Genomic DNA, 23636 nt, shown 5'->3' with positions numbered 1-23636 from the left:
GCGGCCGGCGGCCGCATGCCTATGTTCATGATTGGTAAGAACTTCATGCTACCGATGCGAGCAATAACAACCATTTCGTAGAGGCTGCGATGAAGCTGCTGAGCCATCTGAAGATCCGCACCAAGCTTACCAGCATGGTCTGTCTTGCGGCTCTCACAGTCACAGCCATCATCGCGGTATCGGCCTTCCTCAGCAAGAGCCGCATGATGGAGGACCGGGTCCAGCAGATGAAGACCGCGGTCGACATGCTCTACAATCTCGCCCAGTCGGTCCAGGACGACGTCACCGCCGGCAAGCTGACGCAGGCCGAGGCCAAGGCCCAGTTCCACATGCGCGGACGGCGCATGACCTTCAACGGCAACCAGGGCTATCCGGTCGTCTACAACGCCGACACGTCCCTCCTCGTCAACGGCGCCAACCAGCAGCTCGAAGGCAAGATCACCGGCGCGATCGACGCCAACGGCGTCCTCATTGCCGACGCGATCCTCAAGGCCGGCGAACAGAATGGCGGCGGCGTGGCCTCCTATCTCTATCCCCGCCCCGGCCAGACCGAAGCGGTGCGCAAGACCGTGTTCGCGCGCAAGTTCGCCCCCTGGAACGCGACGATCAGCTATGGCCTCTATGTCGACGACATCGACGCCGATGTGCGCGCGCTGACGCTCGAGCTTGCCGCGGTCGGCTTCGGCCTGATGCTGCTGATGGCGACGTTGTCGTGGCTGATCGCCCGCGACGTGCTCGGCGCGCTCGATCGCCAGAAGACCCGCATGCAGGAGATTGCCGACGGTGCCATCGACAAGCCGGTCGAGGAGACCGGCCGCGGTGACGAGATCGGCCGCATGGCCGAGACCCTCGAAATGCTCAGGCAGACCGCTTTGACGGCGCGCACGCTGGAGTCCGAACAGGTCGCCGCCAAGAGCCGCAGCGAGCAGGAGAAGCGTGACGCGCTGATCTCGCTCGCCGACCGCTTCGATGCCTCGGTCGGCCAGCTCGTCGGCCTGATGGCCTCGGGCTCCGGCGAGCTCGAGACCACCGCCAAGTCGATGTCGTCCACGGCCGAGGGCACCAATCGCCGTGCCGCTGTGGTCGGCTCGGCCGCCACCGAAGCCAGCCAGCGCGTCCAGACAGTCGCGGCTGCCGCCGAAGAGCTCTCCTCTTCCATCACCGAGATCAGCCGCCAGGTCGCGCAATCCGCCGAAGTGACCGGCCGCGCCGTGGACAGCGCACGCCGCACCGACACCATCGTCCGCGCGCTCTCGGACGGCGCCCAGCAGATCGAGCATGTGGCCGAGCTGATCTCCAGCATCGCGGCACAGACCAATCTGCTCGCGCTCAACGCCACCATCGAGGCCGCGCGCGCCGGTGAAGCCGGCCGCGGCTTTGCCGTCGTCGCCTCCGAGGTGAAATCGCTCGCCAGCCAGACAGCGGAAGCCACCCGCGAGATCGGCGACAAGATTGCGCAGATCCAGGGCGCGACCAAGGAGGCCGTGGACGCCATCGGCGGCATCACCGCCACCATCGAGGAAGTCAGCCGTATCGCCACCTCGATCGGCGCGGCCATCGAGGAGCAAGGTGCCGCCACCGCCGAGATCGCCCGCAGCGTCTCGCAGACCGCGGAGGCGACCAAGGAAGTCACCACCAATATCGGCGGCGTCAGCACCGCAGCGAACGAAACCGGCAACGCCGCCGGCATGGTGCTCGCGGCCGCCAGCAATCTCTCCAAGCAGGCCGAGCAGCTCTCAGGCGAAGTCGGGACGTTCCTGGCGGGCGTGCGCGCGGCGTAAGCTTCCCGACGCCAATCCCTCCACATGCGTCATGGCCGGGCTTGTCCCGGCCATTCACGTTTTGCCGCGCGGCACGAAGGACGGTGGATGCCCAGGCCTTCGCCGCGCCGAAGCGGCTTCGGCCGCGCAGCCTGACGAGCACCTGCGAATTTTAGTGGGTTATCGCCGCGCGAGGGTGCAGCCGCTCGAGAGCTGGCGCGTCGATCCGGTCGAGCCGTCGTTCGACTGCGACGGGAATTCCTCGAACGGCGTGTTCTGCTTGCCGGTGTTGAATTCGAAGATCTTGCGGAACACACCCGGCACCATGGCCGAAACCGGATTGACGCGCATCACCGGCGCGGCCGGCGTGCCGACGACCTCGTAGGTCACGCCGATCAGGCCTTCCTTGTCGCCACCGCCCAGGAACAACCCGAGCACCGGAATCTGTCCGAACATGTTGTTCAAGCCGTACATCGGCACGAAGGTGCCGCTCATGCAGACCTGGTTGCCGGGATAGTCGATCGAGCCCTCGATGGTGGCGCCGATCATCGGGCCCTTGACGACGCCATCGCGGATCGTCAGCGCGCCGTTCTGGCGCGTGAACTCGGCGCGCAGCGCGCTGAAGGAGACGCCGTTCCCGGTGCCGTTGGGCGCGCCGGCGGCAACGCGTTCGAGTTGCGCCTCGCCCTTCACCGTGAAGTCGCGGACGTTGATGAGGCCCTCGCGCGTGGTGTTCGGCTCCGACGTCGGCGGCTCCATCGCCACCACCATCTGGCCGCCGCTCGCCTTGGTGTAGGTGTCGGTGAAGCGCAGCAACGCGCCGGCATCGTTGGTCTGGAGGTAGATCACCTCGCGATTGCCCTGGGCGCGGCCGCCGCGCAAATCGGCTGCCACCGGCGTGTCGCGGCCGATCTTCCCGTTCAGCGTGAAGGCTTTGACGGTGCCGTTGCGCCGCGACATCTTGCCGTCGACGCTGCGCATCGCCTCGCCGTTGAAGCCCGCGACGGCACCGAGCTTCACGTCGATGTCGAAATCGACGTTCTTCATCTTGTTCTTGGCGTCGTCCTTGGAATTGCCCGAGATCGCCGACTTCAGGAAACCGCGGCCGTCGAACACATCCCCGCGCATCGTGCCCCGCACCACCCCGTCCTGGCCACGCTCCACCTTCAACGAGGCCTTGTCGCCGTCGGACGGAGCGTAGGTCGGGAAGTTCGCGTTCATGAGGTCGCCGTTCGGATCGACCTCGAGCGAGCCCTTGATCGAGGCGCCGCCGCCTTCGACGACGATGTCCTCCAGACGCGTTGATTGCGCCGTCGGCACCACCTTGAAGCTGGCCTTGGCCGACTTGCCCGGCAGCTTGACCCAGCCGGGCAGGATGTTGTCGAGCTTGACCGAGGTCAGGTCCGCCTCGACACCGAGCTTCGTCGTCTGGTCGGGACCTCCGGCGATCTTGCCCGACAGCTTGATCGGCAGCGATCCGCTCACGGCAGGGCTGAGGTCGAACCCGAGACGCGCGCGGCTCGCATCGTCGAGCGTGGCCTGCAATTTGACGTCAGCGTCGCCCTCGGTCGGCTTGCGGTAGTCCAGCGAAGCCGCCTGCCCGTTGATCTTGACGTCGCCCTTGACCTGATAGCCCTGGTTGTTGGCTGATATCTTGAGGTTGTTGGCCTCCAGCTTCTGATTCATCACCAGCTTGTCGGCGGCAAAGCCGTTGAGGTCGGCGCTGACGGCGTAGCTGGTGTCGCCCTTGGTCAGCGCGCCCTTGACCGGCAAGCCGAGCTGGATGTTCGCCGAGAACGTTCCCTTGCTGGTGTTGGGATCGACGAACGTCGCCGACAGATCGCTGAGCCGATCATTGGAAAGGATTTCGGCGGCTGCCGCCACGGGGCCGTCGGCGCGGAACCTGGTCCGCGATGGCGACGGCTTGGGCGCCATATCCGGCACCTCGAAGACGAAGTCGGAGATCGTGACCTTGCGGCCCGCCGGCGTATCGGCAATGCCCTGCCCGATATTCACGGTCGCGGTGCGCCCGGTCACACGCGCCTTCAAATCGGCATCGTGCACCACCGGCATGCCATCCACGGGGCGGACCGCGACGCCACTCGCGACGATGTTGACCGACAGGCCATCGTCGGGAATGGGCGGGCCCTTGCGCGGGAGGTTCTTCGTCGGCGAATTGACGCCGATCTCGATGCGCTGGAGCGTGCCGCGCTCGATCCGCTCGATCACCCATTCGCGCAACTCGGGAACGACGAGCGTCGGCCACATCCGCTTGAGCGCGGAGGCCGACATCGGCGTTCCCGCAAAGCCCAGCGTCAACCGCGGCTCGCCCGAATAGTCGATGGCACCGGTGCCGGCGACGCCGATCTCGCCATTGCTGATATCGGCTTGCGTCAGCAGCATGCGCTTGTGGTCAGTATCGAAGCGGAAGCCGATCGCGATGCGGTTGAAGACCAGCGGGGGCTCGTTGTCGATGCCGCCCAGCAGGATCGAGCCGCCGCTGAAGCCAAGCTGCCAGTCGTTGGTGGTGCCGTTGGGCGGCTCGAGATGGGCCAGAAGCGTCAGGCGGTTCGCGCCCGAGAGAATCTTGAACGGAGCGACCAGCACCCGCCGGTTCGAATCCCACTCGACGTTGATCTCGGCCGAGTCGATCGCCATCGGATAGTCAGGCGTGTCGGTGTCGATGATGTTGCCCGCACCGACCGCGATCTTGCCGCGGAAGAAGGTCGGCACGCCGTCGCGGCCGAGCTCGCCCTTGAGCTCGCCGGTCAGCGGCAGGTCGGCGGTGTAGGTGAAGTCCTTCACCCGGAGCGCCAGCAGGATGTTGGCGGTGGAAAGCTTATCGGCGCGGATGTCGACCGAACGCACACCATTCTCGGCAGGGCCGATCGTGGCGCGCAGCGACCACGGGCGCGCGCCCTCCTCGCCTAGGCTGAGCGCGACGCCGCCATGGCTCGGCCGGCGCAGGCTGAGCGTGATGTTCTCAAAGCTCCATTTGCTGCCGCGCTGTTGATCGTCGACGATCAGATTGCCGTTCTTCAGACCGATCTCGTTGAGGTTCTGGCCGTCGAGGCCGGTCATGCTCAGACTGTCGAGCCAGTCGAGGCCCTGAAGAATGCCGCTCGGGGCAGCGGCCTGGGGAGCGGCCTGCGATGCGTCCGGGCTTGCAGGTCCGGTGGCGAATGGCGGCGGCGGGACACCGTTGCGCGGGAATGTCGGCGGCAGGCCCGCTTCCTTCTTGGATGCGACGCCGGTTGCCAGCGGCTTGGCGGTGTCGCCGGCGGATACGGTGACGGTGCCGTCGGGCGCGATGCGGATCGCGAGCTCCGCGTCCACGAGATTGAGGCTCTCGGCGCGCAGGTGCCCCATCAGGAGACCTGCCCCCGACAGCTTCACTTCGGCCTTCGGCGCGGTGGCGACGATGGCGTGGTCGTGGTCGCGGACGACGATGTCGCGGATGCGCACGGCGATGCGGATCCGCCCGGCCCGCTCGATCTGGGTGCCGCCGACCTCCACAGTGTTGCCGTGGCCGATATTGTCCTCGATGGCAGCAGCGAGCCAGGGTGTCGCGATGTCGAGATTGATGGGACCTGCACCAAGCCGCCACCACAGCGCGCCGAAACAGCCGATGAAAATGACGGCAAGGGCTCCGACCACGATGGCCAACCGTTTCAGCCAGCGATCAGCCGCCAGCCAGCGGCGCATTGACGCAAACCCGTCACCGAAACGATGGAAGCCTGAATTGGAACGCGACAACAGCCGGCGCGCCCGATAGCCCGCCGCTGCTTCCTGATCCGGATCCCAGTCGGCGTCGTCCCATTCCTGCGGCTGCTGTTGACCGCCGCGCCGATCGAAATCCCGATTGTAATCCTGGGGCGACGTATTCCTTGCCATTGCCTCTCGATACAGGCGCCCATCGTAGGATTGAGCACCGCCGGGACCGCAGCCGTCCGCGGGAAGCGAAGCTCCCCGCGCCGGCATTGCCGCCATACCTCGAATGTTCCTGCTGTTCGTCATTTCGCCCCGGGCGCGCGTTCAACGAGCAGTGGGGTGGTGCGTGGAATTCCTTGTAACCATACCCCGGCGTCGCCAGACTTGCCCAGACGAGGGCGATTCCGGCACACCGGACGAGAGCTGCAATACCGCTTTGGTTGACCCGCCGAAAGCGACGAAAGGAAGGCGTATGTCCAAGAAATCCCGAAAGAAATCGTCCAAAACGCCCTCCGGCATCGCAACGGCTAAAAAGAAGACCCCGACCAAGCGGGCAACGACTCAAACAAAGTCCGCAAAAACACAGCGGACGCAGGCGAGCAAATCAACCAGGACCGTAGCAAAAGCAGGATCACATAAGGCCGCATCGAAACAGTTAAATTCCTCCAAATCGGCCTCCGCGCCCGCGAAGGCGAAGCCGGCCCTGACCGAAGGCCAGAAGGCGCCCGCCTTCCGGCTGCCCCGCGACGGCGGCGATGTGGTCTCGCTCGCCGACTATGCCGGTCGGAAGCTCGTCCTGTTCTTCTACCCCCGCGCCGACACGCCCGGCTGCACCCGGGAGGCGATCGATTTCACGCGGCTGGCGGACGCTTTCAGCGCTGCCGGCACGGCCCTGCTCGGCATCTCCGCCGATCCGTTAAGGGCCCAGGAGAAGTTCCGCGACAAGCACAGCCTCGGCATGCCCCTCATCTCGGATGAGAAACACGAGATGCTGGAGGCGTACGGCGCGTGGGGCGAAAAATCCATGTATGGCAAGAGCTTCCTCGGAGTTCTTCGCACCACGATACTGCTTGGTGCCGACAGCAAGGTAGCCAGGGTCTGGCGCAATGTCCGCGTCGACGGCCACGCCGACGAGGTGCTGGAAGCGGCAAGAGGCCTTTAACCAATCCGTTAAATTCGAGTGGTTCCATTTCCGGAAAATTAACCATGACTGGCCCAGATTGCTGCGGCAATTAGGCCGTACGGACTCATCCGACCGGCGCGGGAGTGCCGATGTCGAAAAGTTCTGCCCAATATTCGCAGTACCCCCAACATCACGCGCACGACCACGGACGGCCCCTCCATCGCCGTACTGCCGCCGCCGTGGCTGCAGCCGCGATCCCCCTTCCCTCGACCGACGACGCCTACACCATCGTGCACCACGGCAAGCAGGTCCGCCTCGGACCTGTGGTGTTCTGGATCGTGGTCGGCACCGTCGTGCTGCTCGGACTCTGGTCGGCCGCGACCGCGACCTATTTCGCCTTCCGCGACGACGTCCTGACCCGGCTGATCGCGCGCCAGGCGGAGATGCAGTACGCCTACGAGGATCGCATTGCCGAGCTCCGTGCCAAGGTCGACCGCACCACCAGCCGGCAGCTACTCGACCAGGAACAGTTCGACCAGAAGCTCGACCAGATCATGAAGCGCCAGACGGCGCTGGAGTCCCGCGCCACGGCGCTCGGGGCCATGCCCGACGTGACCGGATCAATCCCCCGCACGGCTCCGCAGCGCGGCGATTCGAGCCAGGGCGCGACGCAGGGCACGCCGAAGCCGTCGCCGATCAGCGACACCGTGATCTTCGTGGCACCACCCGATCGCGAAGCGCGGCTTGAGTCGCGCGCGCCGACCGTCGCGGCGCCGCCGACCAGCCAATTCGCCAAGAACCAGGGTTTCGACAACGTCCTGGTCCGGCTCACGACCTCGCTTGACCAGGTCGAGCGTCGCCAGATGGCGACGCTCAGCGCCGTCGAGGAAGGCATGGATTCACGCATGCGCCGGATGCGCGGCGTCGTCAGCGACCTCGGCCTCAATCTCGCCAGCCTCGAAGCCGCCGTGCCGCGCTCCGCGATGGGCGGTCCTTTCGTGCCCGTCAAGCTGACGGCCAATGCCGGGCCGTTCGAGAAGCAGCTCAACCGCATCAATGTCACCCGCGCCGAGATGGACCGGCTCAATCGCACGCTGGCGCTGGTGCCCTATCGCAAGCCCGTCATCGGCGAGGTCGAATTCACCTCCGGCTTCGGCGTGCGCAGCGATCCCTTCCTCGGCCGGCCCGCGATGCATACCGGTCTCGATTTCCGCGCCGCGACCGGCGATCCCGCCCGCGTCACCGCCAACGGCAAGGTGGTCTCGGCCGGCTGGTCCGGTGGTTACGGCCGCATGGTCGAAGTCGATCACGGCAACGGGCTGTCGACCCGCTACGGCCATCTCTCCGAGATCAACGTCAAGGTCGGCGAGATCGTGAAGCTCGGCCAGGTCATCGGCCTCGTCGGCTCGACCGGCCGTTCCACCGGCCCGCACCTCCATTACGAAACCCGCATCGACGGCGAAGCGGTCGATCCGCAGAAGTTCTTGCGCGCCGGCGTGCGGCTCAGCGCGGGCTAAGCCCGCACCACGCGCTTTCAGCGTGGCCGCGCCTACCGCCGGCCGCCGCCCATCCCGCCTCCGGGACCTCCAAAGCCGCCACCGCCCATTCCACCGCCGGGTCCCATGGGCCCACCGCCGGGCGAACCAAATCCACCGGGGCCTGACGGGCCGCTCGGGCCCGTCGGCGCGGAGCCAGGATTCGCACTTGGGCCAGGTCCAGGGCCAGATCCCGGCGCAGGTCCACCACCGGGCGCGCCGGGCTGGCCGCCGCTCGGAGTGGTGGCGCTGCGGTTCGGATGCAGGATCGAGCCGCCGGGCGACCGATTGGGATTGCCGCCACCGGATGGAGGGGCTCCCGGCCCCTGGCCTATGGCCTGAGCCGACTCCACCTGGAAGCCGCGCGAGCGATCGAACACGCCGTTGACCACCATGCGGGCCTCGCCGGCCGCCGGGCCGAAGCGTGAACCGTCACGAGCCACGAAGCCGGAGCCGAGCTGGAGGTTCGATCCCACACGCTGCACATAGGCCTCGATCGAGAGGCGGCTTGCGCCGACGAGATCCGAGAAGTCGTCGATGCGCGTGCGCGCGGCCTGCATCGTGCCCTGGCTCGAACGGCCCTCGATCTGGGCGCGCTGGCCAACCAGCAGTGGATCGACCCCGCTCAGCCTCAGCCCGCCAATATGCAAGCCGTCAGGCCCGCGCTCGACGAGACCGGTGACACGCTCGGTCGCCTCGCGCCGCGGCTCGATCAGGCTTGCGACGATCACGCCGTCGGTCCGGCGCAGGCCATAGACGGCCACCTGCGTGCCCGCACGAAGCTTGCTCTCCTTGTCGCTTGTGACGATCTTCTGGCCGAGCACCGTCAGCTCGTTACCCTTCACGGCTTCGATCGGACCTGCGACCTCGCTCGCGATCGTGATGTTGCGCGTCACGAGCGTGCCGTCGGCCTGACGGGTCGCGACCACGCGCGCAAGCTGACCGATGCGCAGAGCCTTGGGGCTCGCGGCCTCGCCGTCGATCCGGACCGGCACGTCGCTCGCATAAGTGACGCGCTCGCCGTTGACATAGATGCTGCCAAAACGCTGGATCACGCCGACGATGCCGGTGCCGCCGATGCCGTGGTCGTCACCGCGCCTGATTCCGGTGCCGCCTATGCCCTGATCAGTGCCGCGCTTGACCTGCGCGTAGGCCATCGCCGTACCGGCGAGCCAAAATCCTGTCAGCAGCAGACGGCGGGAGATCAGCGGCGGCCGGCTCATGAAGAACCACCCTCCTTGCCGCTTTCCTTGCTGCTGTCCTTGCCGCCTTCCTTGGCCTCTGCCTCGCCATCTGCATCTTCGCTGTAGATGTAGATGCCGAAATTCCAGCGGGCGTCGCCGCCCTTGTCCTTGCCGAGCGCGCGGTTGGCCTCGCGGTTAGCGGTCTTCAGCGCGTCCATCGCGAGCTCGCGCGAGCGTGCCTCGAGGCGCCGCGCCAGCTTGGGCGAAATGTTGTTGTAGTGCACCGCGCGTTCGAGGAAGCGCGGCGCCGCGCCTGAGACGTTCTGCGCGGCGGCCGCGATATGGTCGTGCAGATTGCGGCCGAGATAGTGCCACTTGCTGTCGTCCTCGCCGCTCGGGACGAAGGCCGCCTCGACCAGCTCGATCTCGTCGGAATCGTTGATGGTGACGAGCTTGCGGTCGACCCATTCGTCGAGCACCGCGCGCGGCCGCACGTCCTTGGTCACCGAGGCGACCAGCTGCTCGAACGACGGCGCATCGCCCTCGGCCGTGCGCGGCAACGCCAGCGGCTCGCCCTTCGCATCGGTGAATTCGGGCGCAGCAAGCCAGCGCGCAATCACAGCGCTCGTCAGCGACACCGCGGCCGGCGCCTCGTGCACCGGCGCGCCGGCACCGCGCAGCCGCGCCACCTCCTTGCGATGGATTCCGGTGAGCAGGCTGACACGGCTGTCGGTCTGCTCCTTCCCCTCCAGCGCAAAATCGTGCTCGGCGACGTTGACGAACAGCTCGCGGAGCAATTGCGCCAATGCAGGAAAGGTCATGCCGCTGCGAATGCAGAGCCGCACGAGCGGGCGCAGCAGCCGCGCCAGCGGCGCGTGCAGCTTCGCGGCAGTCGGCTGCGGAGCCGCTGCTTTGGACCCGGACTTGGCATTCATGTCTGAATTGTACCCGCGCCCCACGTGGGACACAATCCCACTTTTTTCTCCCTTCCGATTGACGTGGTAAATTTTCCCACGTAAATGAGACGCCACTGAGGGCGCGACGTAAAGGGACTCACACCCATGGCTGACCGTTTGGTCCGCAATTCCAACTCACTGCGTGCTGTGCCGGCTCCTGACTGGGGGCGCGGCGCAATCGAGCCGATGCTGCCGGCGCTGTTGCGCGGCGTGATCTTCATCTCGGTGCTGGCCGCACCGTTCGTCGCGGCCCTTCTCGCAGGCTGACACCATCATGCATCACACCAGCGAAACTCAGCGCCGCCCGTCGGTGCTGCACATCTTCAAGATCTATTATCCCGATCTGTTCGGCGGCACGCTGACGGTGATCCGCGACATCTGCGCCAGCCTGAAGGACAGCTTCGCCTCCGCCGTGCTGGTCTGCTCGCAATCGGCCGAGCGGCGCGAGATCGTCGTCAATGACGTGCCGGTCGAGCGCGTTCGCTCCTTCGGCAATGTCCTGTCGCTTCCCACCGCTCCCACCTATCCCTGGCGGCTCTGGCGCAAGATTGCCGAGCACGATTTGCTCGCGCTCCATGCCCCCTTCCCGCTCGCCGACCTCGTTTTCGCCTTCGGCTTCGGCGCCAATCGCCCGCTGGTGGTGCACTGGCATGCCGACATCGTCACCCATGCCGGCCTTCGCTGGTTCATCGAACCGTTGATGCGGCGGACACTGCGCCGGGCGAAAGCGATCATCGTCTCGGACCACGCGCTGATCGAGAACACGCCGTTGCTGCGGGAATTCGTCGACAAATGCCACGTCGTGCCGTTCGGCATCGACACCTCGGGTTACGACTGGCCGAAGATCGAGCCTCACCACGTGAACGATCGCGGCCGGCTCGTGCTCGCCTGCGGCCGGCTCGTGCCCTACAAGGGCTTTGACGTCCTGATCCGCGCCGCCGTCAACCGCAAGTTCGAGGTCTGGATCATCGGCGAAGGCACCGAGCGTCCGCGGCTCGAGCAGCTGATCCGCGAGCTCGGCCTCGGTGACCGCGTCCGCCTGCTCGGTTCGGTGAACGACAGCGAGCGCATCAAGCTGATGTGCCTGTCCGACGTCTTCGTCATGCCGTCGGTGACCAATGCCGAGACCTTTGGCCTGGTCCAGCTCGAGGCCATGGCCGCCGGCCGCCCTGTTGTGAACACGGCGCTCGACACCGCGGTGCCGCGCGTCGCCCGCCATGGCATGGAGGCGATCACGGTGCCGCCTGGCGATGCCGAAAAGCTCGGCGATGCCATCGACACGCTGATCAGCGATCCCGAGCGCCGCCGCCGCATGGGACTGTCAGCCCGGACGCGCGCCCTCACCCGCTATTCCGCCCCAGCCTTCAGGGAAGGCATGCAGGCCGTCTACCGCGACGCCGTCACCGCGTCGTGCAGGGAACCCGCAACCGCCGCCGAGCTGCCGCAGGCGACCGGCTGGCTGGACACCGTCCGGATTGCGGCGGCACTGGCCTGGTCGGACATGCGCCACCGCTACGTGCGTTCGCTGCTCGGCCCGTTCTGGATGTCGCTTCAGATGGCGATCATGGTCGCCGTATTGGGCTCGGTGATCGGCCAGATGTCGAACGCCGACATGCTGGCGCGCCTGCCGATGCTGGCGCTGTCGATGACGGCCTGGACCTTCCTCAACAGCGTCGTGCTCGATGCGACCACGGCGCTTCAGAATTCCGCGAGCCTGATCCGCGACCGGGCGCTGCCGCCGGTGATCTTCCTGCTGCAATGCACCTTCCGCCAGGCGCTGTTCGCGCTGCATAACGCCTGCGTGCCGCTGGTGCTGTGGCTGATCCTCTCGCCCCACGACCTCTCTCACGCGCTGGCGGCGCTGCCCGGCCTCCTGCTGTTCATAGCCTGTACCTTCGCCCTGAGCCTCGTCCTCGGCGCGACGGCAACGCGCTATCGCGACCTCAAGCCGATCATCGAATCCACGCTGATGCTCGCCTTCCTCGCCTCGCCCGTGATCTGGTCGGCCGAGATGATCAATCACCGCTCGACGGTGATGCGGCTCAATCCGCTGACGCATCTGTTCGCGGTATGGCGCGAGCCACTTGCAGGCGGCCATATCGATCCCGCCAGCATCGTCTACGTCCTCATCACGCTGGCGCTGCTGATCTTTGCGAGCGTGCTGACGCTGGTCCACCTGCGCAAAGCCGCATTCTGGATTTGACGCATGGTCTCGATCAGCCTGCACGACGTCTGTCTCGACTATCCGCTCTACGGCGCCTACGACTTCTCGCTGAAGCGGCGGCTGCTCGGCCACCTCATCCGCGAACCGGGCAAGATGCGGATCATCCGCGCCGTCGACAACGTCTCGATCGAGGCCGAAGCCGGCGCCCGTATCGGGCTTGCCGGGCCTAACGGCTCCGGCAAGTCGACGCTGCTGCGCCTGATCGCCGGTGTCTATCCGCCGAGCAGTGGCCGCGTCACGGTCCGGGGCAACGTCGTGCCCCTGCTCGGCCTGAACGCCGGGGTCAATCTGGACTTCGTGGCGGAGGACAACATCGCGCTGCTGCTGCGGATCAGCGGTCGCAAGCCCACACGCAGCGTGATCGACGAGATATGGGCTTTCACCGAGCTCGAAGCGCGCATGCAGCGCCTGCCCCTGCGGATGTTCTCCTCGGGCATGCTGATGCGGGTGTTGTTCGCGACCGCCACCGCTTTCCCGGCCGACATCCTGCTGCTCGACGAATGGCTCAGCGTCGTCGACGAGCATTTTGCCGAGAAGGCCGAGAGACGGCTGCAAAACCTGGTCTCGCAGGCGGCGATCGTGATCATCGCCTCGCACGACCTGCCGCTGCTGCGCCGCACCTGCTCCAGCATCATCAACCTCGATCACGGCCGCATCGCCTCGACCATCGCGGTCGAGCCGCCCGTCACGCACACCTTTGAGCTCCGAGAGAAACGCGCATGAAACAGAACATCCTGGTCGTGTCCGAGTCGCTCGGACAACCCAATCACAAGCGCGGCATCTTCCACTTCACCCGGGAATTGGTACGGTCGCTCGCGTCGGAAGGTCACGAACTCACGTTGCTGGTGGAAACCTCAAAGCGTTACCGCAAGCTATGTCGGCGCGAGCGACGCACGAAGCTGTTTCCGGCGCAGTCACGCAACATCGAGCTGCTCGCTCTTTATCGCTTCCTCGACGAGGTCAACGTGAGCGGGCCGGTGATGCTCAGCGGCGCGCGTCGCAGGTTCGACTGGTTCCGCCACAAGGCCACCATGCTGCTGTCGCGGGACAATATCCTCTGCCTCCTGCGCGCGATCGGCCTGCTTGGCCTGCACGCCCGGCTGATCGAGAACCGGACCGCCGCGCTCGAATACATTCCGCCGGATATGCGCCATCTCGAACTGTTCAGCGAATTCCAGCTCGAGCCCGGATTCTTCAACTATCAGGACTCCTCGGCCTTCTTCCTGCTGCCGCCGCCGCGGATCGACGCGCGTGACTATGATCTCATCGTCGTGGACACCCCGACGCGGGTCGCGATCAGGCGCAAGCCGAACGCCAAGGTGATCTGCGTCGTCCACGATTTGCTGCCGCTCACCGACCTCAAGCTCAGCGACATCGCCACGCGGCAGTTCCTGGCGCGGATCGGCACCAGCCTGCGCCAGGCTGACGAGCTCGCCTTCGTTTCAAACTATAGCATGATGCGGTTCAGGGAACTGTTGCCGCAATTTGCGCACCTGCCGGCGCGGGTCGTGTATCCCCGCACCCGGTTCGACGCCCCGGATGTCCTCCACCTCCCAGCCCTGTCGGGGCGTCCGGGGCGGCCGAACTTCGTCATCATCGTGTCGAACGAGCCGCGCAAGAACGTCGCCACCGTCATTCGTGCCTTCCGCAACGTCCCTCAGGCCGATCTCGTGGTGATCGGTCATGCGGGCCAGATCAGCCGGATGCGCAACCTGCCGCCAAATGTCCGCTTCGCCGGCTATGTCGACGAGCATGAAAAGGCCGCCATGATCGCGGAGGCGCACGGGCTGATCATGCCGAGCCTGGCCGAAGGCTTCGGCATACCGATCATCGAGGCGCTGGCCGCGAACACACCGGTGCTATGCTCCGATATCGCGGTGTTCCGTGAGGTCGCAGGCGAGCTCGCCGACTATTTCGATCCGTTCTCGACCGATGCGATCGCAGCTTCAATCACCCGCGTGCTGACGCGGCAGGAGGAATGCCGCGGCCGCATCCGCGCGCGGCGACACGAGCTCGCCGAGCGCTTCGGCTACGAGACCCAGGCGCGCGACTTCCTCGGGCATGAGATGCCCCGGGAAAGCCTGGCCGCCGCGCAATAAGCGTCGTTGCACATGACTGCTGAAACCGCGGAATGGTCCGGCCCGGCCGGTCGACAAGCCTTGCGCGCCCGATGGCAGGCCATGGGCAAATCGCGCGCTCTGATCGGGGCCGCCGATGTGCTCGCTGTGTTGATCGCGGCGTCCCTGCCCTGGTCGACCACAGCGCCTTCGATCTTCGTCGGGCTCTGGCTGCTGGTGGTGACACCGACCATCGACTGGCGCGACTATGGACGCCAGCTCGCACGGCCTGCGTTCGCCCTGCCCTTTGTCTTGCTGCTGCTCGCGCTTCTCGGCACGCTCTGGTCGGACGGCGCGTGGGCCGACCGGGTGCATGCGATCAAGCCGGTCGCAAAGCTCGTGCTCATTCCAGCACTGCTCTATCACTTCAGCCGATCCGAACGCGGTTTCTGGGTTTTCCTTGGCTTTCTCGTATCCTGCGCGCTGCTTGCAGTCTACTCCTGGATCGTGCTGCACGATCCCGCCTGGAAGCTCACCGCGACCGCGTCGGCGGGCGTTCCTGTCAAGAACTACATCGACCAGAGCCAGGAATTCACGCTGTGCGCCTTTGCGCTCGCGCTGCCGGCGTTGACTTTTTGGCGCGGCGGAAACGTGGTCGCGACAGCCGTCTGTCTGGCATTGATCCTGCTGTTCGTCACCAACATGGTGTTCGTCGCCTTCGCGCGCACGGCGCTGCTGTGCATCGCGGTGCTGCTTGGACTGCTCGCCTGGAGGCATTTGAGCCGACGCGCGGCGCTGGTCCTGCTCGCAGGCACGATAGCCGCGAGCGCGCTGGCCTGGACGACATCGCCCTATCTGCGCCACCGCATTGCGGACATCGCCGTGGAATACCGCCACGGCCACGAGGACATCAGCCGAGCCTCGACCGCCCAACGCCTGACCTATTGGCGCAAGGCGCTTCACGCCATTGCCGAGGCGCCCCTGACCGGTCACGGCACCGGGTCGATCAAGCGCCAGTTCGAGCGCGCCGCCACCGGTGGAAGCCGCCTCGATGCGGAGATCGTCAGCAATCCCCACAACCAGACCCTCAATGTCGCAATGCAATGGGGCGTACTCGGCGTCGCCCTGCTCTACGCCATGTGGATCGCCCACCTTCGCCTGTTCCTTGACGAAGGCCTTGCGGCCTGGATCGGGCTCGTGGCCGTCGTACAGAACATCGCGAGCTCGCTTCTGAACTCGCATTTGTTCGATTTCCACGAAGGCTGGATGTATGTGCTGGGCGTTGGCGTCGCCGGCGGTATGGCGCTGAAGGCAAGAGCCGGACCGCATCTGCATTATGAGACCCGCATCGGGGGTGAAGCGGTCGATCCGCAGAGATTTCTGCGCGCCCGCGTGCGGCTCAGCGCCGACTAGGCCTTTTACTCCGCCGCCACGCAAGCCACCTGGGGGGGAGCCAACGCAAAGACGCCGAAATCGGGCACGACCATTTCGAGTTCGCGGCGATAGCTTTCGTAGCTGAGCGCTCCCGGCCGAATGAAGCCGAGTTGAAGCGTGTGATCGACCACACGCCTGAGAACGATCGGAGCGCTCGCCGGTGTAAACTGGGCGCCACCGGGATTGGACAGCGTCGTGATCAGACCGCGTGCGGGCTCGTTTCTCTTATCGGGACGTGACACCATGATCAGACGTATCGCTCCCTTTTCGAGGGTGACGAAGTTCAGGAACGGGCGTCCATCCGGGATGTAGACACGGCCCCTCTGCGTGTGCCCGGCATCAACACGCTCGCGTTCCTCGAACATGAGACAGGACTCGGTTTCGTCCCAATGAATGCCGATGATGTAGGCACTGATGATCTCGGGGTTGGAGAACGCGGGCCTGAAGCAGACGTAGTCCCCCTCGAAGGCCTCCACTCCCGCGCGATCGCGGTAACCAAGATCATCGGCGACGTCGAACCTAGACGTCGCTGGCGGAGGTTCGAGTCCGCCGGCAATCGACGGCGCATCATGCAATGGAAACTCCTTGTGCGGACTGGTGGCTATCCGCTCAGCAGTGACGTTGCGTATGCGCTCGGACTCATTGAAGACCGCGAGGACCATGCCGCCGACGATGAAGCCGGTTAAGCCAGTGCTTAACGCCACCAGTTGGATCGCATCCTGCGGATGTACATAGAACAGAGCCAGTACTTGCTGGCCGATCATATGCGCGACCAGCCACCCCGCACAGGTCAGCGCGGCGCCGTTCGCGAGAGCCCCGAGGGCCGCCACGCGGTACCAGCTCATCCGCGAACATCCCATGTAGGAACAAATGAGCCCGAGGGAAATCGTACAGATGAAAGGCGTGATGACGCCGTATAGCCGCTCGATGAACTGCCTAAGAACGTCCTGATATCCTCCTCCCTGCATCAGGGCGGACACTAGTGGAATGCCGATCCGGAGCCCAATCGACAGCCCCACGACGACGAGACCGGCGACAACCAACTCGGCGATAGGCGGATATCCGGGTGTGTTGCCTTCCTTGCGTCCGATGAAGCGTTGCGCCACGACGATCGCGCCCAGGACTGCGAAGCCGATCGAAGCGCCGAACGTGACCGCAATCGTCAGCACCTTGCCGACGTCGATCGGAAGTGTTCCCGGCATGAACACCATCATGCCAATGCTCCAGGCCGTCACGAGGAAGATCGTTGTCGCCCATTGATCCAGCCCAAAGGTCGGCCCCGGACTGTAGGCGAAGCCCATCCTCGCTAGCCGCTGCAATCGGCCGCTATGGGTCCGTTCGCAAAACAGGACATAGCGAGACACGAGGCCGCAAGTGAGGTTGGTGACCTCAGCAATGTTGCGGTTCAAAGCGTCCTTCAATTCCGGGGTTGGAAGCGACGACGTGAAAAAGGCAAGACCGGCGTGCATCATCTCTTCGTAACGGGCATCCGCACGAGCCGCCACCGCGTCGCCCAATTGCATGATCATGGCGTAGGCGGATCGGCCATAGCCATTTCCGGTGAAGTCGAGTGCCGCGGCATTCTGCCGGGGTCCGACGAACAGGTTGTAAAGGCCGATGGCTCTTGTGAAGCGGTCGGGAAGAGTACCGTCCCTGCTGAAACTCAACGCTTGCGGACCGATATTCTCCGAAACGATTTTGGTCACCTTGCTTCGAAGGTCGTCGCGCGGGACGAAACCCGTGGTTTGCGCGAGTTCAAATGCGAGTCGGTCGGCTTCACGCGGAATGGCGGCCAATCTGACACAAAATGCGCGCGCGGCCCGGTCGATCCGTGCCACCTGCCGGAATTGCGAAGCGACGACGATGATGAGCACGGCCACGATCGGAGCATATTGAGCCAGTTGCGCCTGCGCCTTTGGATCTACCGCCTTCACCTGGCCGACGATGAAGTCGAACCCGATGCTGCCCTGGACGAGTCCGATCATGACGACCAGCCAGAGCGGTATCATCAGGGCATAGTAGAATATCACCCCCCAAAAGAACAGCGCGAAGGTCGTACCGGACCGATTGGTGGGCGGAGAGTTGAAGCGAGCCCAGGCAACGACAAAGAGTGCCAAGATCGCAATAATCCATTGGCTCTTCGTAACGATCGCTTCAATGATGTCCATGTTACGCGCTCCCACATAGCAGGCGACGCTTGCATGAATGGCTCTGCCCTCGCCGAGGCAGGGCACAATTCAGATCAGGGACATCGTGGAGACGCAGCGCGCGTCGACACAGGTGCCCGAACAATAGGGAAGACTACGCTGGGCCGACCCGGCTGCAATGTGAAGTAGAACACACCCGGGAGGACATTTCTTTAGCGGAGTTGGACACCGCGACCGCTGTTGGCACATACAACCGAACTACGGACTCCGCTCGTGGCCGACCTCGCCGGTGATGACGTCGCCGAACAGCTCCCAGGCCTGCCCGTTGAAGCGCATCAACTGCATCTGCTCGATCGGGAAATAGTCGTCGGTGGAGGTGTTGACCATGATGCCTGGCAGCATCAGATCAGTGTGGAAATTCTTCAGGCTAGTGGCCTGCTTCATCACGTTCTCACGGGTGAGATTGTCACCGCACTGCTTCAACACCTGCGCCATCGCCTCGGCCTGCACATAGCCGTAGATGTTGTTGGCGTTGGCCTTGTCGCCATCGGGATAATATTTGTCCATGAATTCGCGCCACTTCACCACCGCCGGGTCCTTGTCCCAGGTCGGGTCGGTCGGATCCTTCAGATAGACGGTCGAGATGATATCCTTGGAATAGTCGAGCCCGGCGGGCTTGAGCACCGAGGCGACCGAGGTCGCGGTATTGGCGAGGAAGAATTTTGGTTTCCAGCCGAGCTCTCCGACCTTCCGGATTGCCTGCGCCGATCCCTTCGGGGCGGCCCATGAGAAGAAGATGTCGGCGCCCGAGTCATGCAGCGCCACGATCTGCGAGTCGATCGAGGGATCGCTGACCTCATAGGACTTGTCGGCGATGATCATGCCGGCCTTGTCGCCGAGCCCGTCCTTCAGGCCCTTGAACTGGTCCTTGCCGGCGTCGTCGTTCTGCCAGAACACGGCGATCTTGCTGTTGGGGAAATGATCGCGGATGTACTTTGCGTAGATCCGCCCCTCGCTCTGGTAGTTCGGCTGGAAACCCATGGTCCACGGGAAATTCTTGGGGTCCCCGAACTTGGTACCGCCGGAGGCGACGAACAGCTGCGGCACCTTCTTGGCGTTCATGTATTTCATGATCGCCGAGTTCGAGGGCGTGCCGAGCGGCTGGAAGATCAGCAGCACCTCGTCGCTCTCGACCAGCTTGCGCGCCTGCTCGATCGCCTTCGGCGGCGAATAGGCGTCGTCATAGCTGATGAAGTTGATCTTGCGGCCGTTGATTCCGCCCTGGTCGTTGATCATCCTGAAATAGGCGGCCTCGGTTTTGCCGATCACGCCATAGGACGACGCCGGCCCGCTATAGGGCATAATGTTGCCGATCTTGACTTCGGTGTCGGTGGCGCCGGGATCGTATTTCTTCTGCGCCAGAGCCGGTGCCGTGACGAGCACGCCGGCAGCAAGAATGGCGAGGGCAGCAAGGCTTTCGCGACGACCCGGCATCGTTCTCTCCCCTATGTTTTGTAGTCTTGTTTTGCGGAGAGTGTCGCAAGGCCGTTCGCCGCTGGCAAGCGCCGCGATTTTCCGCGCCGTGAAACGACGGACCCGGAACTTACGCGGTGCGCCGCAGCAGTCTCAGCGCGCGCCCGTCGATCACGAGCAATGCGCTACCGATGACGATGGCGCCCGCGATCTCGCGCGCGGAGATCGGCTCACCCAGCACCAGCCATCCCAGCAGGATGGCGGTGACGGGAATGAGCAGAGTCACCAGCATCACGTTGGTCGCGCCCGAACGCCGAATGATCTGAAAGAAGACGATGTAGGCGAGCGCCGTCGACAGGGCGGCAAGGCCAAGCACCGCGAGCCAGGTCGTCAGGCCCGGCATCGAAAGATGCCACGGCTGCTCCATGGCGCCGGCGACGATCGCCATCATCACAGTCGATGCCATCAGCTGAAACGTCGCCGTTCCCAGCGGAGGCGTGTCCTTCAGCAGCCGCCGCGCGGCCAGCGCCGCAAAGCCATAGCTGAATGCGCCGCCCAGGCAGAGCAGGATGCCGAGCCCCTGCCCCGGCCTCGTTTCCCATCCGCGCAGGATGATGACGCCGGCGAGCCCGAGCGCCACGCCGGCCACCCGACGCATCTGCAGGGCCTCTTCGCCGGCCGCCGCCATCACCATCACCGTGAACAGCGGCGTGGTCGCATTCAGGATCGAGGCCAGCCCACTCGGAATGTAGGTCTGGCCGAGCACGATCAGCGAGAACGGGATGACGTTGTTGAGCAGCCCAATCGCGACGAACGGCTTCCAGCCCGCCATGCCCTTGGGAAGACCGATACCCTGCATCCGCAGCAACGGCAGCAGAATGGCCGCCCCAAGCGCGACGCGCAGCAGCACCAGCGTCAGCGGCGGCAATTCCCGCAGCGCCGCGCCATTGAAGAAGAACGATCCGCCCCAGAGAACCGAGAGCACCGCGAGCAGCGACCAGTCTCGCGCGTCGATCCTGTTATCGTTCGGGGACATGTTGCTTCACCTCGGCGGCCGAGCCTGCCGCCTAGAACGGCGCGAGACAGGCCGCCACCCGATTTCCGACAAATTTGCTCAGGAGGGGCGCCGCGAGCGAGCGTCACCGGCAATATCGGCGACAACCGCTCCGATCACCAGCGCGCCGCCAATGAGCGCATGCACGGCGGGCAGTTCGCGAAAAGCGACCCAGATCCAGAACGGCATTAGCGGCGTTTCCAGCGTCGCGATCAGGGAAGCCTGCCCCGAAGGCAACAAGCGCGAGCCGAGCATGTAGAAGGTCAGGCCGAGCGCGACCTGGAGGCAGCCGAACATCGCGAGGATCGCAAGGCTGTTGCCGCCGACATGGGCGATGTCGTGGGCAAAGGGAAGACTGACGAGGCTCCCCATGAAGTTCGACAGCGCGGCCGCGGCCACCATCGACGTCTCGCGATGACGCCGGACCACGACCGTCATGGCGGAGATGGCGAGCACCATCAGGCAGCTCAGCGCGACGCCGCCGAGATCGGCGCCGGCCCGAACGCCGCCGACCGTGATCACCACGCCGGCAAAGGCGATCAGGCTCGCGGTCAGCGTACGCCACGTCGCGGCTTCGCCGAGCCACAGCCACGCCAGCGCAGCCGCAACGAAGGGCTGGGTGGCGATCAGCACCGCCACGTTCATGACCTTGGTCATCTGAAGCGCGGGAATGAACGAGACCATGCCGACCGCGGACAAGGACGCGACGAGCAGGCCGCCCTTCCCCGGCACTACCAATTGCCACAGTGCAGCGCGGCCCTGCATCACGACAAGAAACACGCTGATCAGGCTGCCCGCGAACAGGCCGCGCCAGAACAGGATGGTCAGGGATCGAACGGCAAGAGGCGCGTGAAGAACGGCGCCGTGCTCCAGGCAACTGCGGCAGCGATGACGAGGGCAATGCCGAGACCGCGATCCGAACGAGGCTGCCCCATGTTGATGCGTCCAGCTAGGTCGGCTTCTTCGGCCGCGACACCAGCTCGATCATCTTGCCTTCATCGTCGTCGGGCATTGCGGCCTTCGCCTGCGCGTAGGACTCGACCGCAGCGCGCGAGACCAGCGGCTTGTCGGCGAGCAGGCTTTCGGCGAGCTTCACGGCGTAGGCGGCATCCTTGTGCCGCAGCGCCGCCGTAAACGTCGCGCCGCTGAAATCGCGGGCGACCATGCGCTTGGAATGACGCTGCACCTGCGGGCTTGCCGCGACACCGGCCTGGATCGATTCCAGCACCAGGTTCATGTCGAGCCCGGCCTGTTCGGCGATGGCGAGGCCTTCGGCAAGGCCCGCGATCTGGATCGCACCCAGGAGATTGTTGATGAGCTTGTAGACGGTGCCGGAGCCGACCGCGCCGAAATGGCGGATGGTCGAGCCGATCGGTTCGAGGAACGGCCGCGCACGTTCGAGATCAGCTGCGTCAGCGCCGGCGAGCAGCGTCAGCTTTCCGGCCGCTGCCGCATCCGGCAATCCCGTCACGGGGCAGTCGATGTAGATCAGCCCGCGCGCGTTCAGTTCGCGGCCCATCTCGCGGGCGTGGTCATAGGAGACGGTGGAGCACTCGATCGCAATGGTGCCGGCCTTTGCCGTCTTGGCCGCGCCCTCAGGCCCGAGCCAGACCGCGCGCGAGGCTTCGTCGTCGGCGACCATGGTCACGACCGCATCGGCATCGATCGCGGCATCCTCAGGCGACGTCGCCCAATGCGCACCGCGCGCGATCAGGTCGTCCGCCTTTGCCTTGCTGCGATTCCACAACGTCACCGTGAAGCCGGCATCGAGATAGCGACCGGCCATGCCGTGGCCCATCCGCCCCAACCCGATGAAGGCGACGCGGGACATCAGTCGACGTCCTCGATGTCGGCGCCGGTGGTGCCGAAGGCGCGCTGCGCCAGGGTTGCGGCCATGAAGTCGTCGAGCTCGCCGTTCAGCACGCCCGACGTGTCGGACGTCTGCACGCCGGTGCGCAAATCCTTCACCATCTGGTAGGGCTGCAGCACGTAGGAGCGAATCTGGTGACCCCAGCCGATATCGGTCTTGGCGGCCTGGTCGGCGGCAGCCTTCTCCTCGCGCTTCTTCAGCTCGATCTCGTAAAGCCGCGCGCGCAGCATGTCCCACGCCTGCGCCCGGTTCTTGTGCTGGGACCGGCCGGCCTGGCAGACCACGGCAACGCCGGTCGGAATATGCGTCAGGCGCACCGCGGATTCGGTCTTGTTGACGTGCTGGCCGCCGGCGCCGCCCGAGCGCATGGTGTCGACGCGGACGTCGGCTTCCTTGATGTCGATCTTGATGCTGTCGTCGATGACGGGGAACACCTGCACGCTCGAAAACGAGGTGTGCCGCCGCGCGTTGGAATCGAACGGCGAGATGCGCACCAGCCGGTGCACGCCCGCCTCCGTCTTCAGCCAGCCATAGGCGTTGTGGCCCGAGACCTGGATCGTCGCGGACTTGATGCCGGCCTCTTCGCCCTCGGACTCTTCGAGGAATTCGACCTTGAAGCCGTGCGTCTCGGCCCAGCGCGTGTACATGCGCAGCAGCATCTGCGCCCAGTCCTGGCTCTCGGTGCCGCCGGCGCCGGCATGGACTTCGAGATAGGAATCGAAACGATCGGCCTCGCCCGACAGCAGCGCCTCGAGCTCGCGCCGTGCGACTTCCTTCTTGAGGTTCTTCAGCGCGGTTTCAGCCTCAGCGACGACGCCAGCATCGCCCTCGGCCTCGCCGAGCTCGATCATGCCGATGTCGTCTTCGAGCTCCTGCTCGACCTTGCCGATGCCCGAGAGCGAATCCTCAAGCGAGGTGCGCTCCTGCATCAGCTTCTGGGCTTTCTGGGGATCGTTCCAGAGGTTGGGATCTTCTGCGAGCTTGTTCAGCTCAGCGAGGCGCGCCGTCGATTTCTCGACGTCAAAGATGCCTCCTCAGCAGCCCGACTGACTGCTTGATCTCTTCTACCAACCGTTCGATTTCGGCGCGCATGTTGTTCTCTGATCTC

General features: G+C 65.1%; 17 protein-coding genes. 8 read left to right on the top strand and 9 right to left on the bottom strand.

What is annotated here, in order from left to right; genetic code table 11:
* The first annotated feature begins 89 nt into the window (after nucleotides 1-89).
* Nucleotides 90-1781, top strand: coding sequence for a methyl-accepting chemotaxis protein (locus tag AB7535_RS13440; RefSeq protein WP_085401071.1), 1692 nt, complete (start codon nucleotides 90-92; stop codon nucleotides 1779-1781).
* 159 nt (nucleotides 1782-1940) lie between these two features.
* On the opposite strand, the gene AB7535_RS13435 is transcribed toward AB7535_RS13440, so the two are convergent.
* Nucleotides 1941-5741, bottom strand: coding sequence for an AsmA-like C-terminal region-containing protein (locus AB7535_RS13435; RefSeq protein ID WP_247311539.1), 3801 nt, complete (start codon nucleotides 5739-5741; stop codon nucleotides 1941-1943).
* Nucleotides 5742-5943: 202 nt separating this feature from the next.
* On the opposite strand from AB7535_RS13435, the gene AB7535_RS13430 reads away from it, so the two are divergent.
* Both AB7535_RS13430 and AB7535_RS13425 read left to right on the top strand, forming a co-directional pair.
* Nucleotides 5944-6633 carry a peroxiredoxin gene (locus tag AB7535_RS13430; protein ID WP_166096410.1) on the top strand — a complete coding sequence of 230 codons (690 nt, stop codon included), beginning with the start codon at nucleotides 5944-5946 and terminating at the stop codon, nucleotides 6631-6633.
* Nucleotides 6634-6743: 110 nt separating this feature from the next.
* Entirely contained in the window at nucleotides 6744-8111 is a 1368-nt protein-coding gene (locus tag AB7535_RS13425) for a peptidoglycan DD-metalloendopeptidase family protein (RefSeq protein ID WP_439036452.1), read from the top strand.
* Nucleotides 8112-8143: 32 nt separating this feature from the next.
* Here AB7535_RS13425 and AB7535_RS13420 read toward each other — a convergent pair whose 3' ends face one another.
* Both AB7535_RS13420 and AB7535_RS13415 read right to left on the bottom strand, forming a co-directional pair.
* The gene (locus AB7535_RS13420) at nucleotides 8144-9352 is read right to left on the bottom strand and encodes a DUF5666 domain-containing protein (protein ID WP_439036451.1); all 1209 of its coding nucleotides are present in this window, start codon (nucleotides 9350-9352) and stop codon (nucleotides 8144-8146) included.
* Complete coding sequence (locus tag AB7535_RS13415; RefSeq protein ID WP_208086610.1) at nucleotides 9349-10248, bottom strand: DUF6502 family protein; 900 nt, start codon at nucleotides 10246-10248, stop codon at nucleotides 9349-9351. The genes AB7535_RS13420 and AB7535_RS13415 overlap by 4 nt, the downstream gene beginning before the upstream one ends.
* 126 nt (nucleotides 10249-10374) lie before the next feature.
* Here AB7535_RS13415 and AB7535_RS13410 point away from each other — a divergent pair, with 126 nt between their 5' ends.
* Genes AB7535_RS13410 through AB7535_RS13390 form a run of 5 tightly spaced genes read left to right on the top strand, consistent with a single transcriptional unit; the run spans nucleotide 10375 to nucleotide 15963 of the window.
* Nucleotides 10375-10536, top strand: coding sequence for a hypothetical protein (locus AB7535_RS13410; RefSeq protein WP_193375689.1), 162 nt, complete (start codon nucleotides 10375-10377; stop codon nucleotides 10534-10536).
* A gap of 7 nt (nucleotides 10537-10543) precedes the next feature.
* The gene (locus AB7535_RS13405; protein WP_354123647.1) at nucleotides 10544-12472 is read left to right on the top strand and encodes a glycosyltransferase; all 1929 of its coding nucleotides are present in this window, start codon (nucleotides 10544-10546) and stop codon (nucleotides 12470-12472) included.
* A 3-nt stretch (nucleotides 12473-12475) separates the two neighbouring features.
* Nucleotides 12476-13216: an ABC transporter ATP-binding protein gene (locus AB7535_RS13400; protein ID WP_354123646.1), complete on the top strand. Its 741-nt coding sequence runs from the start codon at nucleotides 12476-12478 to the stop codon at nucleotides 13214-13216.
* A complete protein-coding gene (locus AB7535_RS13395; protein ID WP_354123645.1) occupies nucleotides 13213-14592 on the top strand; it encodes a glycosyltransferase family 4 protein in 1380 nt (459 codons plus the stop codon). The genes AB7535_RS13400 and AB7535_RS13395 overlap by 4 nt, the downstream gene beginning before the upstream one ends.
* 12 nt (nucleotides 14593-14604) lie before the next feature.
* A complete protein-coding gene (locus tag AB7535_RS13390; RefSeq protein ID WP_439036450.1) occupies nucleotides 14605-15963 on the top strand; it encodes an O-antigen ligase family protein in 1359 nt (452 codons plus the stop codon).
* A 5-nt stretch (nucleotides 15964-15968) separates the two neighbouring features.
* Here AB7535_RS13390 and AB7535_RS13385 read toward each other — a convergent pair whose 3' ends face one another.
* The 6 genes from AB7535_RS13385 to prfB form a co-directional block, all read right to left on the bottom strand.
* Complete coding sequence (locus tag AB7535_RS13385) at nucleotides 15969-18152, bottom strand: hypothetical protein (RefSeq protein ID WP_354123643.1); 2184 nt, start codon at nucleotides 18150-18152, stop codon at nucleotides 15969-15971.
* A gap of 237 nt (nucleotides 18153-18389) precedes the next feature.
* On the bottom strand, nucleotides 18390-19625 hold the full coding sequence (locus AB7535_RS13380) for an ABC transporter substrate-binding protein (RefSeq protein WP_354123642.1): 1236 nt from the start codon (nucleotides 19623-19625) through the stop codon (nucleotides 18390-18392).
* Nucleotides 19626-19734: 109 nt separating this feature from the next.
* Nucleotides 19735-20640 (bottom strand): DMT family transporter, encoded by a 906-nt coding sequence (locus AB7535_RS13375; protein ID WP_354113156.1) that lies wholly within the window; start codon nucleotides 20638-20640, stop codon nucleotides 19735-19737.
* A 78-nt stretch (nucleotides 20641-20718) separates the two neighbouring features.
* Nucleotides 20719-21438: a DMT family transporter gene (locus tag AB7535_RS13370; protein ID WP_439036449.1), complete on the bottom strand. Its 720-nt coding sequence runs from the start codon at nucleotides 21436-21438 to the stop codon at nucleotides 20719-20721.
* A 169-nt stretch (nucleotides 21439-21607) separates the two neighbouring features.
* Nucleotides 21608-22489, bottom strand: coding sequence for an NAD(P)-dependent oxidoreductase (locus AB7535_RS13365; protein WP_283018754.1), 882 nt, complete (start codon nucleotides 22487-22489; stop codon nucleotides 21608-21610).
* A protein-coding gene (gene prfB / locus AB7535_RS13360; RefSeq protein ID WP_166341001.1) for a peptide chain release factor 2 occupies nucleotides 22489-23620 on the bottom strand; the annotation gives its coding sequence in 2 pieces (ribosomal slippage) (nucleotides 22489-23550 and nucleotides 23552-23620; 1131 coding nt in all). Before prfB ends, AB7535_RS13365 begins: the two co-directional genes overlap by 1 nt.
* Nucleotides 23621-23636: the final 16 nt, after the last annotated feature.

This window comes from Bradyrhizobium sp. 956_D2_N1_4, from assembly GCF_052076025.1.
Taxonomy (GTDB): domain Bacteria; phylum Pseudomonadota; class Alphaproteobacteria; order Rhizobiales; family Xanthobacteraceae; genus Bradyrhizobium; species Bradyrhizobium barranii.
This window is presented reverse-complemented; position numbering and strand designations above follow the sequence as displayed.